This window comes from Cohaesibacter marisflavi, from assembly GCF_900115225.1.
GTDB lineage: Bacteria > Pseudomonadota > Alphaproteobacteria > Rhizobiales > Cohaesibacteraceae > Cohaesibacter > Cohaesibacter marisflavi.
The window spans coordinates 75,350-89,885 of record NZ_FOVR01000008.1; the positions used below are offsets into that span (position 1 = coordinate 75,350).

Genomic DNA, 14,536 nt, shown 5'->3' on the forward strand with positions numbered 1-14,536 from the left:
GAGGCAATTCTGCCTCTCCCGCCTCCTCTTTTTTTGAAGTGCTTACAAGGGATTGATAGATGACTTCACGACCGTTTCGCCTTGCTTTGGCTTTTTCTGGCCTGCTTGCATTTGTTGCTCCGCAAGCTCTGGCTGAAGACTTGGAAATACCAACGGCACGGGATGCCGTGCACTTTTCCAGCCATCCGAGCTCCGTGGTTGTGATGGATGTTGCCGCTCTGGATACGATTGATGCCTTGGGGGTTGAGCCGGTCGGTGTGCCCGACAAGCTCTATGTTTCCTATCTGGATCATCTGTCGCAATCGGCGGAAGGCGTTGGAAGTCTGTTTGAGCCAAACTACGAGGCCATCAATGCGCTGCAGCCGGATCTGGTTGTCGTTGGTGGTCGCTCCGCCAAGCAGTATGACCAGATGTCGAAAATGGTGCCAACCATCGATATGACGATCTGGGGGACCGACATGGTTGGTCAGGCCAAGGCCCGTCTGGAAGCCTATGGAGCACTGTTTGACAAGGAGCAAAAAGCCAAGGAGCTGGAAGCGGCATTCGATGCCAAGGTTGCCGAGGCGCAAGCCGCTGTTGAGGGCAAAGGCAACGGGCTGATCATTCTGGCCAACGGCCCGAAGATTTCGGCCTATGGTGCAACGGGCCGGTTCGGTTGGTTGCATGATGCGGTTGGCTTGCCTGAAGCCATTGAAAGTGTGGAAGATGCCACTCATGGCGAGGCGGTTTCCTTCGAGTTTATCCGCGACGTCAATCCCGATTGGTTGCTGGTAATTGACCGTTCTGCTGCGATCGGAGCCAGTGGCGCCTCGGCAGATACCACTCTGGACAATGCTCTCGTGCATGAAACCAAGGCATGGAAAGAAGGCCATATTGTCTATCTCGATGCGGCTAATATCTATATCGCCAGCGGCGGCATACAGTCCATGACCCACACGCTTGACGAGGTTATCAAGGCATTTGGCAAGGCTGATTGATCGTGATGACAACAAGGCAGCCTGCATTGCTATGTGTGTTGGCTGCCTTGTTTATCATTGTCATTCAAAGGTGATGAAACATGATCAAGGGTTGGATATTCGCGCTTGCCATTTTGGGGCTCGGAATCGTTTCGAGCCTTTTTGTTGGTGCGATTGATCTGGATGCCGGTCGCTTTTTGCAAACCGGAGAAGGTCTGAATCTGCTTCTGGTCAGTCGTATTCCGCGTACGCTGGCCGTTTTGCTGACCGGTGCGTCGTTGGCTGTTGCCGGTATTATTATGCAGATGATTGTTTCCAACCGATTTGTTGAGCCGATGACGGCGGGCTCCGGCTCGACTGCGGCGCTTGGGCTGTTGCTCATCACCTTTTTGATGCCTCAGGCATCCATATTTCTCAAGATGATTGCTGCCTGCGTTTTTTCGCTTCTGGGTACGATGGTGTTTCTGGCGATGGTGCGCCGCTTGCCTGCGCATCAGCCATTGCTGGTGCCGTTGGTGGGGATAGCCTATGGCGGGGTTGTAAGCGCGCTCGTGACGTTCATCGCCTTCCAGACGGATCTGCTGCAATATCTCCAAACATGGTTCAACGGCGAATTTTCGGGCATCCTTCAGGGGCGCTACGAGCTTTTGTGGTTGACCGGAATATTGATGATTGTGGCCTATCTTGTGGCTGACCAGTTCGCCATTCTCGGACTTGGCCGCAATGTCAGCATCAATCTGGGGCTCAATTACCACCAGATAGTACGGCTGGGGTTGGTGATTGTATCTCTGATTTCAGCGGTGACGGTGGTCACTGTCGGGGTCATTCCGTTTGTCGGGCTGGTTGTACCCAACATCGTCAGCCGGTGGCTGGGTGATAATTTGCGTAAGACGCTTCCCGTTACAGCCATGATGGGCGCGGGGCTGGTTCTGCTCTCCGATCTCATTGGGCGGATCGTGCGCCATCCCTTCGAAATTCCGGCAGCAACCATTTTTGGATTTGTCGGTGCTGCGCTGTTTTTGTGGCTGCTCTATTTTCCGCCGCGCCGTCCGTCGACAGCTGAAAGCCAGCAGGAGAAAAGCGCCTGATGGTTGAAAGACGCCTGATATATGCGCTTCTGCTGTTTGTGGTCTGCGCCGTTGCCTTTTTGACGGTCAACGCTCGGGGTAACTGGGAGTTCGTATTGTGGTTTCGCGGGACCAAGCTTTTGGGTATCTCTCTGGTGGCGATTGCGATTGCGGTCTCAACGGTTTTGTTCCAAACGCTGACGAAGAACCGCATTCTGACGCCCTCCCTTATGGGGTTCGATGCCCTTTATGCACTGCTACAAACCGCGCTGGTCTTCTTTCTAGGCGGCCTCGGCTTTGCGCAATTGGCGCCTCAGGTTTCCTTCTTTACGTCTTTCTTCTTCATGATGCTTGCCTCACTGGCTCTGTTCGGCACTCTGCTCGGGCAATCGCAGCAAGCGCGCGGGGAAGATATGCATCGTCTGTTGTTGACGGGCATTATCTTCGGAGTTCTGTTTCGCTCGGTTACCTCCTTTTTTCAGCGCCTGATTGACCCCAATGATTTCGTGGTTGCTGCCACCTCTTCCATGGCCAGCTTCAATTCCATCAACGGCGATCTGCTTCTGGTAAGCAGTGTGATCATGGCGTTGGGGCTGATCGCTGCCTGGTATTTACGATTTGATCTGGATGTGTTGGCGCTGGGGCGCGATGCGGCGATCAATCTTGGCATCAATTACAAGCAGCGGGTTTATGTAACGCTTGTTATCATCGCCAGTCTGGTGTCTGTCTCAACCGCACTGGTCGGGCCGGTTGCCTTTTTCGGACTTCTGGTCAGTAACCTCACCTACCATCTGTTTCCCACCCATAGACATGCCATTCTGCTGCCTGCGGCCTCGCTCCTGTCGGCTTGTGTACTTATCGGGGGGCAAACCATCCTTGAGCAACTTCTCAACTTCTCTACGCCTCTCAGCGTGATTGTCGAGTTTCTGGGAGGCGTGACCTTCCTTCTCTTGATCCTGAAAGGAAGGAGCCGATGATTGACATCCGCTCTGTCAGCCATGCTTTGCATGGGCAGACAATTCTCAGTGATATTTCGGTCCAGTTGCCAAAGGGCAAGGTCACAGCGCTGGTTGGCCCCAATGGGGCTGGTAAGTCCACCCTGCTCTCCCTCATCGCTCGCCTGCAGCCCTTGCAAAAAGGCACCATTGAGGTCGACGGGCTGGATGTAACCCAGACACCGAGCAAGCAACTGGCCAAGACACTCGCTATCCTTACCCAATCCAACCAGTTGGCCTCGCGGTTGACCGTTGCAGATCTCGTTGCCTTTGGCCGCTTCCCGCATCATCAGGGTCGGCCAACGGTTGAGGATAATAAGCTTGTTGATGAAGCCATCGAAAGCCTTGAGCTTACTTCCATCCGGCATCGCTTCATTGATGAAATATCGGGGGGGCAGCGGCAGAAGGCTTTTGTGGCCATGGCCTATGCGCAGGATACGGATTATTTGCTGCTTGATGAGCCCTTGAACAATCTGGATATGAAAAGCGCCCGCACGCTTATGCAGCGCCTTGGTTCCCTTTCAGCCCAGTCGAGCAAGACCATTGTTGTCGTTCTTCACGAGATCAACTATGCGGCGCTTTATGCAGACTGGATTGTTGGCCTGAAAGACGGGCGCCTGGTGGCCAACGGTGAGACAAAATATTTCCTGACCAACGAAACGATTGAGCAAGTCTTCGACATGCAGGCCGATATTCACGACGTCGGTGAGCATCGCTTTGTCATGCATTATCGCTAAAGCCGGCTTTGATCGCGTGGCGTCTGAGCGATAGAAAATGTCACTTTAGCGCAAGTCTGTTAACTTGAATATTTTACTCATAAATAGATATTCTAACTATTCACGCACATCTCTGCCTGAATCGGTCAAAGGGGTGCGTTTCTTCTTGTCCTGACGCTGTGATGGCTAGGGTTGACCTTCATGCTCGTTTTGAAGAGATCACCAGCTCTGCTGCATTGATGGATGGATGGTTTCTTAAATTTGGGAGCGTATAGAATGCCAATTCGTAAGTCCTTTCTGATTGGATTTTCTTGCCTTTTTCCTCTGCTGCACGCTTCTGCACAGGCAACAGAAGCTGCACCGAATAGCGATAGGGTGATTTCTGTTGAGCTTAACAATGCTCAAGCGCTTGAAGGTGCCTGCCGACTGTCCTTCCTAATCCGCAATGACCTTGGTGTGCCCTTGGAGACGATGGGAATAGAGATTGTCATGCTGGACAAAAAGGGATTGGCGCAGGATTTGATGGTTCTGAGTACGGGCGCCTTGAGCGAAGGCAAACGTCGGCTGCGTCAATTTGATTTGCCCGATGTGGACTGCGACGCGCTGAGTGAAATCCTGATCAATGACGTGTCGGACTGCCAGGCAGAAGGCATGACAGCCAGCAGTTGTCTTGCTGCGTTGCGCCCCTCTTCTCGCACCAATATCAAGCTGGGCCTGTAGGTCCTTTGGACCCTCAGTCCTCGTTTTTCTAACCTTATATTCTGTTAATCGGAAGTTTCATCATGACTGAAAGCGCAACAGGGGCAGCTTCGGATCTTGCCACGACAATTGCTCAAACCTCTCAAACCATGGGGCAATCTTCTGAAGTTAGGCCCGCTATGGATGTGGTTGGCGATGCCGTTGGAAATGCGCCTGCCGACACCTCGAGCAGTTTTGATCTGAATGCCCTCTGGGGGCAAATTCACTCCATGATCGATATGGGTGGTCCGGTGGTCATGCTGCTTGCTGTCTTGTCGGTTCTTTCCTTGTCTGTCATTCTCTATAAGCTATGGCAGTTTTCCTTTATCGGAATCGGGCGACACAGCCGGGCACGCAAGGCCATCGGGCTGTGGCGCGCCGGGCACCGGGAAGATGCGCTTGCCTTGCTGGATAAAGGCAAGTCTCCGGTCACAATCGTTGTCGCGCATGCCATGCGGGGACAAGTGAACCATCCGGATAAACAGGCCCTGATACGTGAAGATATCGAGCGGGTTGCTTTGCAGTCTCTCTCGCAAACGCGGGTCATGTTGCGGTTTCTTGAAACCGTTGGTCAGATTTCACCCCTTCTGGGTTTGTTCGGCACTGTGATCGGCATGATTGAAGCTTTTCAGCGGCTTCAGGAAGCCGGGGCGACTGTTGATCCGTCGGTGCTGGCGGGTGGTATTTGGGTGGCTCTACTGACGACTGCTGTGGGTTTGGCTGTGGCCATTCCGGCGAGCCTATTCGCAGACTGGTTCGCTAGCCGGGTTGAGCGCGAACAGAGCATGATGGAAGAATTGGTAACGGCGGTGCTAACTGGCCAGCTGACAGACAAAGCGTCAGCCGCACACCATGCCGGGGCGGCGTCCGGTCATGGGGGGCTTGGCTATGCGACTTAGTGCGCCACGCAAAAGGCGCTCAATTGTCGGCCTGACGTCTCTTATCGACGTCATTTTTCTGCTGTTGCTGTTCTTCATGCTGTCCTCCACCTTCTCACGTTATAGTCAGCTGGATCTGGGCGTCGCGGGTGTTGGGTCTGGCTCAGGCGGGGAACGGCCCAAGCTGATCATGTCTCTTTCTGATGATAGCGTGCTGCTGCTCAATGGCCGTGTAACGGAGCTTGGCGGTTTGGATGCGGCATTGGAGCCGTTTCTTGCAGAAGGTGTTGAGCGGGCTGTGATTGTGCCAAGGGGCGATGTCACCCTGCAGGAGTTGGTTGCGCTTCTTGAGACCGTCAAGTCGAGCAAACTCAAATCCGTATCTCTGGCGAATTGATTGAAGGAGACCCAGCCTTTGAAGCTGGTTGATCACCATGCGTATGCATAAGGCGAAAGCCCATAAGAAAGTCCAGCCGGACAATACCATACCGCTCATCAACATCGTGTTTCTGATGCTGATCTTCTTTCTGATTGCCGGTACGGTTGCGCCTCCGGTTTCCTCTGAGTTGACGCCACCCAATGCCAACAAGCTTGAGCAAATGCCCCCTGCTGGCAATGCGGTTGAAATATTGGCTGATGGCACGCTCATTCATCACGGACGCGAGCTGAGCCTTAAAGAGATGTTAGCGCTGTTCCCTGTTGCCGATGCACAGCAACCAGCCAAGGCCAACAGTGCGAGCGGTGTTGCTCCTGCTTCGCCCCAAAGCGATGAAATCCTTCATATACTGGCTGATAAGGCACTACCCGCCAAAAAACTGATGCCCCTATTGCAGGCCTTTCGTGCTGCGGGGCATCGCAAAATCCGATTGGTTACCTTGCGTGAGGGAGACTGATGCGCCTATCCGGTTTGTCCCTATTTATCCTGTTATCCCTTCTCGTGCATGGTCTCGGTGCATGGCTGTTGCTTGATGCTCCGCAAGAGTTCCGCGAGGAACGGGGGGCTGGTGCGACGGCGCTCGAAGTGGGTAGCCTGTTTGACTCCGTGGCGCAGGATGCTGTGGAGCCGACGCGCGTCGAGGAGGTATCCGAGAGTCAGAGACCCGTTGATCCTGTCGAGCCTGTTGAACCAAGAGAGGTGGTCGCCGAACAAGCTCGCCCCGCCGTTGAGCCTATCAAAGCGCAAGAGATGGCAGCGGTTACGCCGGACGCTGTTTTAGAGAACCAGATACAAGATCTGACTGCAAATGATGCGTTGGACAGCCCTGATATTGTCAAGGCCGAGGCGATTGAGCCCGTCGATACGGATGAAGCGCCAGTATTGAAAGACGCGTCAGTGGTGGTTCCGCGTCAGATAGTTGAAGAAAGCAAGATCGGGCCAGATCCTGTGAAGACAGTGGAAGCGCGACCTGTTCAAGCCACAGCCCAGGTTATCGAGCGTTTGCCGCAGCCTAAAGTGCGCCCACCTGCGCCCAAACAGGTAGCAGCCAAGCCCGCTGAAAAGCAACAGAAAGCTCGCAAAGCAACTGTAGCATCTCGCAAGGGTGGTTCTGTTGCCAACAGCAAGGGGCGAGCTGGCGCGACAGGCGGCAACGGGGGCCGAAGCACCACTTCCAACGGCGATGCTCTGACGTCAAACTATAAGGGCAAGGTGCGTTCTGAAGTGGCACGCAAGAAACGCTATCCCAATGCGGCGCGGCGCAGAGGGGAAACCGGAACGGCGGTCATTCGCTTTGTCGTTGCGCGCAATGGGGCCATGTCCGGTTTGCAGTTGGTGCGTTCATCCGGGAGCGACACCCTCGATAAGGCGGCCTTGAAGATGGCGCAAAGAGCTGCCCCCTTCCCCGACATTCCGGCTGGAACGGGAAAAAGTCAGATCAGATTCACGTTGCCCGTGAGTTTCTCCAGATGATGAAAATGGGCGACGTCAAAGGGTCTGCGTCGCCCGGAATACTCTATTTCCCTTGATGCTTAGTTGGCGCCCACGCGCGCGACCATTGGCACATAATTTTCCAGCTCCTCTGCCGGGAAGGTGACCGTCCTGCCCTCCTCCGCTGAATAATAAAGCCCCATGAGCATTTGCACCACGGCAACACCATCCATGAATGTTTCGCTTGGGGTTTCTCCCTTGCGGAAGCATTCCACCATGTGCCGGTTTTCATCGGTGTAGCCATAAATGCCCGCCTCATCTTCCAGCACGGGCATGAGCCCCTGCTCGGCATTTTGCTTTTCGACCAGATCTTCGCCTTCGGCACCCGAGATTTCGCGTGACATGAAGATCTTTAGGCCGGTCGCCAGAGAATTGAATTCCATGGAATATTCCGGTCCCAGCAGTTCCAGCTGGATGCGCAGTCCTGCGCCAACATAGGCCCATGACGTCGTCGCCTCGATCATCAGGTCGTTGCCCTCTTCATCTTCCAACGTAATGGTGGCGCGGGCAAAATCTTCCGATGGCCTGTTACGGTAGTCAACATCTGGTCCATAGCGCTCGCTGAGTTGCTGGGCATATTTGGGTTGGGTCCATTTTAGGTTGGCCACGGTGCCATTGACCGCCTTGATCTTGAGCGAGCTGCGCGGTTTTGCCGGATCGGTCAGAAGATGGCGCGCAACCTCGACACTGTGGCACATCATGTCATTGAGCACGCCGCCGCCCTGTTTGTCGCCTTGCCAGAACCAGGCTGCGTGGGGGCCGGAATGTTCCTCGGCTGCGCGCGCGAGATAAGGTCGCCCGGCATTGGCCGCTGCGCGCCGCCAGATGATCTCCTTACCGCGCAAGACTGGCGTACAGAAGACCTGATTTTCCAGATAGCCATGATTGAGTTTGGCGTCTTCCGCCAGCCGGAGCATTTCATTTGCCTCACCGATGGTGCGCGCGAGCGGTTTCTCGCAGGCAACGGCAACAATCTTGCTGCGCTTCTCGGTCACGGCTGCATGGATCTGGCGCATGATATCAAGGCGCGTGTGATTAGGCGACAGAATCCAGATGGCGTCGATGCCCTCATCTTCAAGCATGCCGTCCAGCGAAGAAAAGGAGGTGCATGGACCAAGCCCAAGCTCCGCGGCCAGATCGACGATGCGCTGGCGGTTTTCTTCGCTACGGCTATAAACCCCACCTACTTTGACATTACGTACACCGAGCATCGATTTGAGATGAAACTCAGTGATGAAACCACTTCCCACGAGGCCCATCGTCAGAGTGTCTTTGGGTGTCATTGTCATGCGTGTCTTCCCCCTAATTCATATTCAGATACTGGTTCTAATTGGTTTTTGTGTTGATACAGGGACCGAGGTCTGTGTCTCCCTGAACAGCCAATCAAGCCGGATTCCTGCTCAAGACGATGGATGATAGGTCTTTTGTGGCGGTGGTGCGGTTGTTTCCCTGATGACAATCTCTGTTGGAACCACGATGGAGTCCGTGTCCGGATTATCGCCGGAAAGATGGGCGAGCAGCCGTGTCATGGCACGACGTCCAATTTCAAGGCATGGCTGGCGCACGGTCGTCAAGGCGGGCACGAAAGCCTCGGCGAGATAGGTGTCATCAAAGCCGAAGATCGAAAGATCCTCGGGTACGGAAAGCCCTCTCTTTTTGGCCGCACGTATGGCGCCGAAAGCCATTTCATCATTGGCCGTGTAAATGGCGGTCGGTGGGTCTGGCAGATCAAGAAGACGGTCGGCGGCTCTCTCTCCGCTTTGATAGCTGAAATTGCCCTGTTGGATATAGGCCTCCGGCAGCTTGAGCCCGTCGGCCATCATGGCGTGGCGAAATCCCGCCAAACGCCTCACGCTCATGCCTTCGGGAATGGGGCCTGCGATATAGGCAATCTTCTGGTGCCCCAGCGAGACGAGATGATCAATCGCCTCGATGGAGGCGTATTCATTGTCAATGACCACGTGGGTCAAGTCGACATTGTCGATCATTTCAAGAGCCACAACCACTTTTTGGGAGATGTCGTGAGGCAAGTCGCAATCGAGCGGCATTTTGCCGGTCATCAGAATCATGCCGTCAGCACGGCCATCGCTCAACATGTTGAAATAGTCGGCTTCTCGCTTGGGGTCGTCCTCGGTGTTGGCCATCAAGAGCGAGTAACCTGCATCATGGGCTATGCTTTCTGCGCCCTTGAAGATATCCAGATAAAAGGGGTTGCCGATGTCGCGGACCACCACCAAGATCGACATTGTCTTCTGGGTTCTGAGGTTGCGCGCGCTTATGTTGGGGCGATAGTGCAGTGTTTCGGCAATCGCGCGAATATGGCTAAGTGTCGGCTCCGCGACCAGCCCTGTGCCACTCAAGGCGCGCGAGACCGTCGTCGGCGATACACCGGCCTTGAGTGCGATATCTTTGATTTTTGCCCTCTTGTTCACGATTGCCCTCGTTCGCTTCTTATGGTCCCCCTTTTTGTTCCTGTTGTTGTTGCTATCCGCGCAAGGCCTTGCTGCGACCATAGAACAAGAGGAGAACAAGCAGGGTGAGGCCAAACACGACCTGTCGACCGGATTCGCCTATGCTGAGTGTGGTCAGGATGCTTTGCATCAGGATCAACAGGAAAGCACCGGCCATCGTGCCTGTATAGCCGCCTTTGCCTCCGGAAAGTGGGGTTCCTCCGAGAACAACCGCGATGATCGAAGACAGCATGTAGCTATCGCCCACATTGGCAAAGGAGGTACCTGAATAGCCAAGAATGCAGATGCCCGCGAGCGCTGCGAACATGCTCGACAGGGCGAACAGCATGATGCGGATCAGCCGCACCGGCACACCCGCCATATAGGCGGCATTTTCGTTTGAGCCGATGGCGTAAATCTTGTGTCCAAGGGATGTGCGCATCAGCAGGAAGGCCATCAGCAGCCCTACCGCTGCCCAGAGCCATATGATGCCGGGTAGATTGAACAGGAAGGGTTTGGAGACAAAATTGGCAAGCGCAGGAGCTGCTAGGCCCGATGGAATGCCCTGTCTTATGACCACCAGAAGGCCCTGAAGCACGCCGAGCATGCCAAGGGTCATCACAAGCGGCGGAATGCCGAAAATGGTTACGCCAACGCCATTGATCAGACCTACCAGCCCGCCAGCAGCGAGACAAACGAGGATGGCGGCAATGATATTGGCGTTGCTGCCATCCATGACATTGCCAGCGAGCACGGCGCTCAGGGATACGACCCCTCCGACAGAGAGGTCGATCCCCTCGCGTCCCCCCAATATAACCAGATTTTGCCCGGCAGCGACGATACCGAGCAAGGCTGCCACGATGAGCAGACGCAGGATCTGTTCCATCGAAGCAAAGCCGGGTGACAATGCTTCGCCCGCAGTGAGTAGAAGCACGATCAGAATGAATGCGACCAGAAGCGGGTTTTTCAGATAGACAAAGAGTGCGGATCGGGACTCTTGCGGGTTGCTATGCTGCATAATGGTCATTGGTTGATCCTCTTGGAAGCCAGAACACCAAGCATCAGCACCACAAGGATTGTCGCCCCTTGGGCCAGATTCTGCCATTGCGACGGGACGCCTGCATAAAAGACAAGCGAGCTGATCAAGCCGATGATGATCGCTCCGATGGCCGAGCCAAAGGCTGACCCGATGCCGCCGGAAAGGGCTGTCCCCCCCAGCACAACAGCGGCCACGCTCGACAGTGTCATGGCTCCGCCCACGAGCGGATCGCCGCTGGCCGTATCACCCGTGATGCAGAAGGCGGCAAGGGCTGCAAAAATACCGCAGATGATATAGCCGTAGATCCGGATGCGCGTCACTGACAGGCCGGATTGATAAGCCGATAGCTGTCCATTGCCCACGGCGAGCAGCTTGGTGACAAGCCCGGTTTTCGCCATGATAGCCAGAAGCGCGATCAGAATGGCGATGAAGAAGAAGACATTGGGAATGCCATAGCTGCGCCCACCATAGACCTTCCAGAAGAGGCTTGGTGCCGGCATGCCAGCCACCGGCAATACCCAGAGCGCGATACCGGAAATAAGAATGCTGGTGGCAAAGGTTGCCACGATGGCTTGCATACGCAAGCCGGAGACGACGATGCCATTCATCAGGCCACATAAGGCGCCGATCGCTATGCCTGCGCCCAGCGCTAACAAAACCACATAGGGTTCGCCGCCGAATTGGCTCATGATCACCACAATGGATACATTGACCAGAGACAGGATGGCTCCCACAGACAGGTCAATATCGGCGGTGTAGACCACAAAGGTCTGGCCCACGGACAGAAACACAAGGGCAAGATAGGTGCTCGCAACGCCCTTGAGCGCACGCACCGTCATACTGTTGGGTTCGGCGATGCCGTTCAGGATGAACAGCAGCATCAGCATGCCAAGCGCCGGTATGAAGGGAAAGCGCCTTAACAAGGTTGCCATGCGGGATTTGAATGATATGGCCTTGGTCATTGTGCCCCCGAATATGCTGCCTCATAGAGGTTGAAGCGTGTCTTGTCTTCGCCCAGGAGTTCGCGCGAAACCGAGCCATTGTTGAAGACCAGAATGCGGTCTGAATGGGCAAGCAGCTCGCCATCTTCGGACGAATAGAGAATAATCGCCATGCCTTCGTCCGCGAGCTTGCGCACCAGCGCGAAGAGTTCGCTTTTGGCGCTGAGGTCGATGCCCTTTGTCGGGTCGTCCAACAACAGGATATCGGGCGGATTGGTCAACCAGCGGGCGATGACCACCTTCTGCTGGTTGCCTCCCGAAAGAGAGCTGATGGAGGCTCCGAGGCTGGAATATTTGGTATTGAGTGCGCCGAGAGCAGGCTCGATGATGCGTGCAAGCACACTCGGGAAGGCGAGAAATGTCTTGTCCTTGAGGAAATGGATGGGCGACACATTTTCCATGATGGAACGGCCGGTTATGACACCATCACGCACGCGATCACCGGAAACATAGGAAAAGCCATTCTTGATGGCCGCGCGCGGGTTTGTCGGGTGAACCGCCTCACCATTGAGCAGCAGTGTGCCGGACTGGAGCTTTTCGGCGCCAAACAGGGTGCGTAGCAAGGTCGATTGACCCTGACCGTGCAAGCCTCCAAGGCCGAGGATTTCACCCTTGGCAAGGGAAAAGCCGACATTGCGAATATGCGCTCCCGAGAGTCCTTCGGCGACCAGACAGCTTTCGGTCTTCTTTTCGGCTTGCGGGGCTAGGCTGGCCTCTAGGGCTGCGGCTTCGGGCTGCTCTCCGATCATGTCACGAATGACTGTAGAGTGATCCGTCTCTTCAATAAGGCGCGAGGAAACAGTCGTGCCGTCGCGAATGACGGTGATCCTGTCCGCAATATCGAAGATCTCGTCCATACGATGGGAAATGAAGATGATCGAACGCCCCTCCTCCTTCAGCTCGCGCAAGATTGAGAAAAAGCATTCCACCTGCGAGCGATCAAGCGCTGAGGTCGGTTCATCAAAAATCAGGATCTCGGCTTCGCTGGCCAGCGTCTTCATGATTTCAACCAGTTGTTTCTGGTCGGGGCGCAGCTTCGCCACCGGAGCATCGGGGGTGAACCCCTCTCCGATTACCGTTTCGAATTTGCTGATATAATGCTCAGCTCTCTTGTTGAGTTCGGCATCATCTATCAGGCCACCTGCATGGGTTGGCAGGTGATAAAGGTTGATATTCTGGGCGATTGATAGGCTGTTGGCCAGGCTCAGCTCTTGATAGAACAGGCAAATGCCCATTTCCCGCGCAGCTTGCGGGCCAAACAGCATGACTGGTTTGCCATTGAGTTCAAACGTGCCGCCATCTGGCCGAACGCTGCCCGCGATGACCTTGCAGAGCGTGCTCTTGCCCGATCCATTGGCTCCAATCAAAACATGGATTTCGCCGCGCTCGAGCAGCAGATCCCCGGAGGCCAAAGCAGTTGTTGCACCGTAATATTTGCAAATCTGCTGTAGCTTCAATCGACTCATGGCGATGCACCTTCGTTATCTTCTTTCGAAGGATGCCACAAACACTCAAGGTCCGCGGCATCACTGTCACCGTGATTATTTGAAGTATGCTTCTGCTTCGTCGATGCTCAGCGCGCTTGTGTAGGAATAGAAGCCCGGTTTGCCTTCCAGTTCCTTGGCGACGGTTTCGACATTGTCCCCGTCGATGAACGGAATAGGCAGATACATGGCGTTCTTATACTGGCCTGCTGAGGCGGGTTCTTTCAGTTCCCGACCCTTCAGCATGAAGACAGCGACATTAAGAGCGCTGGCCATGACGCCAGGAGGGTTCACAGAGGCACCTGAGGTGAAATCATTCTTCACCCACAGATCGATGAAATCTTTGCGGATTTCGCCTGTAGCGGCCACTTCACCGGCTTTTCCGGCATCCATCAGAGAGCGCCAGGCACCCGCTGCCATGCCATCCTGTACCCAGACACCGTCGATATCGGGATAGGTTGCCAGAAGGTTCTGCATGGCCTGCTGGCCTTGTGCCTGATCCCAGTTGGCGTTGACTTCGTTGACGACCTTGATATCAGGATATTGGTCAAACACACTGGTATAGCCAGCAATGCGCATTTCATTGGCCGGATGTCCGGCAACGCCGTTGATGGCGACCACCTGCCCTGAGCCTTCAAGGGTATCTGCGAGCCACTGTGCACTCAGAGCGGCCCAGTTGGTCTGATCGATGCCCACATAGATTGCGTCTTCCGAGGAGACTTCCGCATCGGTCGAAATGACCAGAATGCCATCTTCCTTGGCTTGTGCGAAGACCGGGTCAAAGGCGGTCGGGCTGTTGGGGTTGATGATAATGGCATCGACGCCCTGATTGATGAAATTGCGAACATGCGCAATCTGTCCGGGCACATCAACGTTGGCGCTTTGCACAACGACCTTGATGTCTACGCCCTTGTCTTTCCATTTTTCGGCAGCTGCTTGAGCTTCCTCAATCATCTGGGTGCGCCATTCAGAGCCAACCCAGCCGTTTGACAAGCCGATGGTAAAGTCTTCAGCTTGCGCTACAGGAACAGCCAGAGCCATCACGGCCATTCCCAGAAGTGCTGTTTTCAACTTCATCTGCTTCCTCCCATGTCACAAATGATGGTTGCAGTCTGGGGAGAAATGAAATCGATTTCAAACAAAATTATGAATTCGATTTCATCCCTATTCATTGGCTGTTCTGGGGGGGCTTTGAGAAAAGCTAAAACTTTGGTTTGTAAGGCTTTGAATCTGCAAGAAGACTTTACACATGTGCGAATGCTGTGCCCTATTGTCTGTTGGTTGA

Annotated in this window: 15 protein-coding genes; 9 read left to right on the forward strand and 6 right to left on the reverse strand. The window is 54.7% G+C overall.

The features are described 5' to 3' along the window. Positions 1 to 59: 59 nt before the first annotated feature. The 9 genes from BM258_RS14895 to BM258_RS14935 all read left to right on the forward strand — a co-directional run bounded on the left by BM258_RS14895 (position 60) and on the right by BM258_RS14935 (position 7,259). Complete coding sequence (locus tag BM258_RS14895) at positions 60 to 977, forward strand: siderophore ABC transporter substrate-binding protein (RefSeq protein WP_090073625.1); 918 nt, start codon at positions 60 to 62, stop codon at positions 975 to 977. An 83-nt stretch (positions 978 to 1,060) separates the two neighbouring features. Beyond that, a complete protein-coding gene (locus BM258_RS14900) occupies positions 1,061 to 2,044 on the forward strand; it encodes an ABC transporter permease (protein ID WP_210186771.1) in 984 nt (327 codons plus the stop codon). After that, positions 2,044 to 3,000: an iron chelate uptake ABC transporter family permease subunit gene (locus tag BM258_RS14905; RefSeq protein WP_090073628.1), complete on the forward strand. Its 957-nt coding sequence runs from the start codon at positions 2,044 to 2,046 to the stop codon at positions 2,998 to 3,000. The genes BM258_RS14900 and BM258_RS14905 overlap by 1 nt, the downstream gene beginning before the upstream one ends. Further along, positions 2,997 to 3,755 carry an iron ABC transporter ATP-binding protein gene (locus BM258_RS14910; RefSeq protein ID WP_090073630.1) on the forward strand — a complete coding sequence of 253 codons (759 nt, stop codon included), beginning with the start codon at positions 2,997 to 2,999 and terminating at the stop codon, positions 3,753 to 3,755. Before BM258_RS14905 ends, BM258_RS14910 begins: the two co-directional genes overlap by 4 nt. A gap of 255 nt (positions 3,756 to 4,010) precedes the next feature. Then, positions 4,011 to 4,454, forward strand: coding sequence for a hypothetical protein (locus BM258_RS14915; RefSeq protein ID WP_090073632.1), 444 nt, complete (start codon positions 4,011 to 4,013; stop codon positions 4,452 to 4,454). Between the two features lie 62 nt (positions 4,455 to 4,516). Continuing rightward, positions 4,517 to 5,371 (forward strand): MotA/TolQ/ExbB proton channel family protein, encoded by an 855-nt coding sequence (locus BM258_RS14920; protein ID WP_210186764.1) that lies wholly within the window; start codon positions 4,517 to 4,519, stop codon positions 5,369 to 5,371. Then, positions 5,361 to 5,747 (forward strand): ExbD/TolR family protein, encoded by a 387-nt coding sequence (locus tag BM258_RS14925; RefSeq protein ID WP_175528087.1) that lies wholly within the window; start codon positions 5,361 to 5,363, stop codon positions 5,745 to 5,747. The genes BM258_RS14920 and BM258_RS14925 overlap by 11 nt, the downstream gene beginning before the upstream one ends. A 37-nt stretch (positions 5,748 to 5,784) precedes the next feature. Next, complete coding sequence (locus tag BM258_RS14930; RefSeq protein ID WP_090073634.1) at positions 5,785 to 6,243, forward strand: ExbD/TolR family protein; 459 nt, start codon at positions 5,785 to 5,787, stop codon at positions 6,241 to 6,243. After that, on the forward strand, positions 6,243 to 7,259 hold the full coding sequence (locus tag BM258_RS14935; protein ID WP_090073635.1) for an energy transducer TonB: 1,017 nt from the start codon (positions 6,243 to 6,245) through the stop codon (positions 7,257 to 7,259). The genes BM258_RS14930 and BM258_RS14935 overlap by 1 nt, the downstream gene beginning before the upstream one ends. 59 nt (positions 7,260 to 7,318) lie before the next feature. On the opposite strand, the gene BM258_RS14940 is transcribed toward BM258_RS14935, so the two are convergent. The 6 genes from BM258_RS14940 to BM258_RS14965 all read right to left on the reverse strand — a co-directional run bounded on the left by BM258_RS14940 (position 7,319) and on the right by BM258_RS14965 (position 14,301). Next, positions 7,319 to 8,566, reverse strand: a complete 1,248-nt coding sequence (locus BM258_RS14940; protein ID WP_090073637.1) for a Gfo/Idh/MocA family protein — start codon at positions 8,564 to 8,566, stop codon at positions 7,319 to 7,321. Positions 8,567 to 8,677: 111 nt separating this feature from the next. After that, a complete protein-coding gene (locus BM258_RS14945; RefSeq protein ID WP_090073639.1) occupies positions 8,678 to 9,709 on the reverse strand; it encodes a LacI family DNA-binding transcriptional regulator in 1,032 nt (343 codons plus the stop codon). Between the two features lie 52 nt (positions 9,710 to 9,761). Next, complete coding sequence (locus tag BM258_RS14950; protein ID WP_090073804.1) at positions 9,762 to 10,745, reverse strand: ABC transporter permease; 984 nt, start codon at positions 10,743 to 10,745, stop codon at positions 9,762 to 9,764. Between the two features lie 5 nt (positions 10,746 to 10,750). Then, complete coding sequence (locus BM258_RS14955) at positions 10,751 to 11,728, reverse strand: ABC transporter permease (RefSeq protein WP_090073640.1); 978 nt, start codon at positions 11,726 to 11,728, stop codon at positions 10,751 to 10,753. Beyond that, positions 11,725 to 13,233, reverse strand: a complete 1,509-nt coding sequence (locus BM258_RS14960) for a sugar ABC transporter ATP-binding protein (protein WP_090073642.1) — start codon at positions 13,231 to 13,233, stop codon at positions 11,725 to 11,727. The genes BM258_RS14955 and BM258_RS14960 overlap by 4 nt, the downstream gene beginning before the upstream one ends. A gap of 75 nt (positions 13,234 to 13,308) precedes the next feature. Next, positions 13,309 to 14,301, reverse strand: coding sequence for an ABC transporter substrate-binding protein (locus BM258_RS14965; RefSeq protein WP_244544723.1), 993 nt, complete (start codon positions 14,299 to 14,301; stop codon positions 13,309 to 13,311). Positions 14,302 to 14,536: the final 235 nt, after the last annotated feature.

What these genes read in the sequence shown, in the direction of transcription:
- BM258_RS14895 (WP_090073625.1), top strand. Translation starts at nt 60, where the DNA reads ATGACTTCACGACCGTTTCGCCTTGCTTTGGCTTTTTCTGGCCTGCTT.
- BM258_RS14905 (WP_090073628.1), top strand. Translation starts at nt 2,044, where the DNA reads ATGGTTGAAAGACGCCTGATATATGCGCTTCTGCTGTTTGTGGTCTGC.
- BM258_RS14910 (WP_090073630.1), top strand. Translation starts at nt 2,997, where the DNA reads ATGATTGACATCCGCTCTGTCAGCCATGCTTTGCATGGGCAGACAATT.
- BM258_RS14915 (WP_090073632.1), top strand. Translation starts at nt 4,011, where the DNA reads ATGCCAATTCGTAAGTCCTTTCTGATTGGATTTTCTTGCCTTTTTCCT.
- BM258_RS14920 (WP_210186764.1), top strand. Translation starts at nt 4,517, where the DNA reads ATGACTGAAAGCGCAACAGGGGCAGCTTCGGATCTTGCCACGACAATT.
- BM258_RS14925 (WP_175528087.1), top strand. Translation starts at nt 5,361, where the DNA reads ATGCGACTTAGTGCGCCACGCAAAAGGCGCTCAATTGTCGGCCTGACG.
- BM258_RS14930 (WP_090073634.1), top strand. Translation starts at nt 5,785, where the DNA reads ATGCGTATGCATAAGGCGAAAGCCCATAAGAAAGTCCAGCCGGACAAT.
- BM258_RS14935 (WP_090073635.1), top strand. Translation starts at nt 6,243, where the DNA reads ATGCGCCTATCCGGTTTGTCCCTATTTATCCTGTTATCCCTTCTCGTG.
- BM258_RS14940 (WP_090073637.1), bottom strand. Translation starts at nt 8,566, where the DNA reads ATGACAATGACACCCAAAGACACTCTGACGATGGGCCTCGTGGGAAGT.
- BM258_RS14950 (WP_090073804.1), bottom strand. Translation starts at nt 10,745, where the DNA reads ATGCAGCATAGCAACCCGCAAGAGTCCCGATCCGCACTCTTTGTCTAT.
- BM258_RS14955 (WP_090073640.1), bottom strand. Translation starts at nt 11,728, where the DNA reads ATGACCAAGGCCATATCATTCAAATCCCGCATGGCAACCTTGTTAAGG.
- BM258_RS14960 (WP_090073642.1), bottom strand. Translation starts at nt 13,233, where the DNA reads ATGAGTCGATTGAAGCTACAGCAGATTTGCAAATATTACGGTGCAACA.
- BM258_RS14965 (WP_244544723.1), bottom strand. Translation starts at nt 14,301, where the DNA reads ATGGCCGTGATGGCTCTGGCTGTTCCTGTAGCGCAAGCTGAAGACTTT.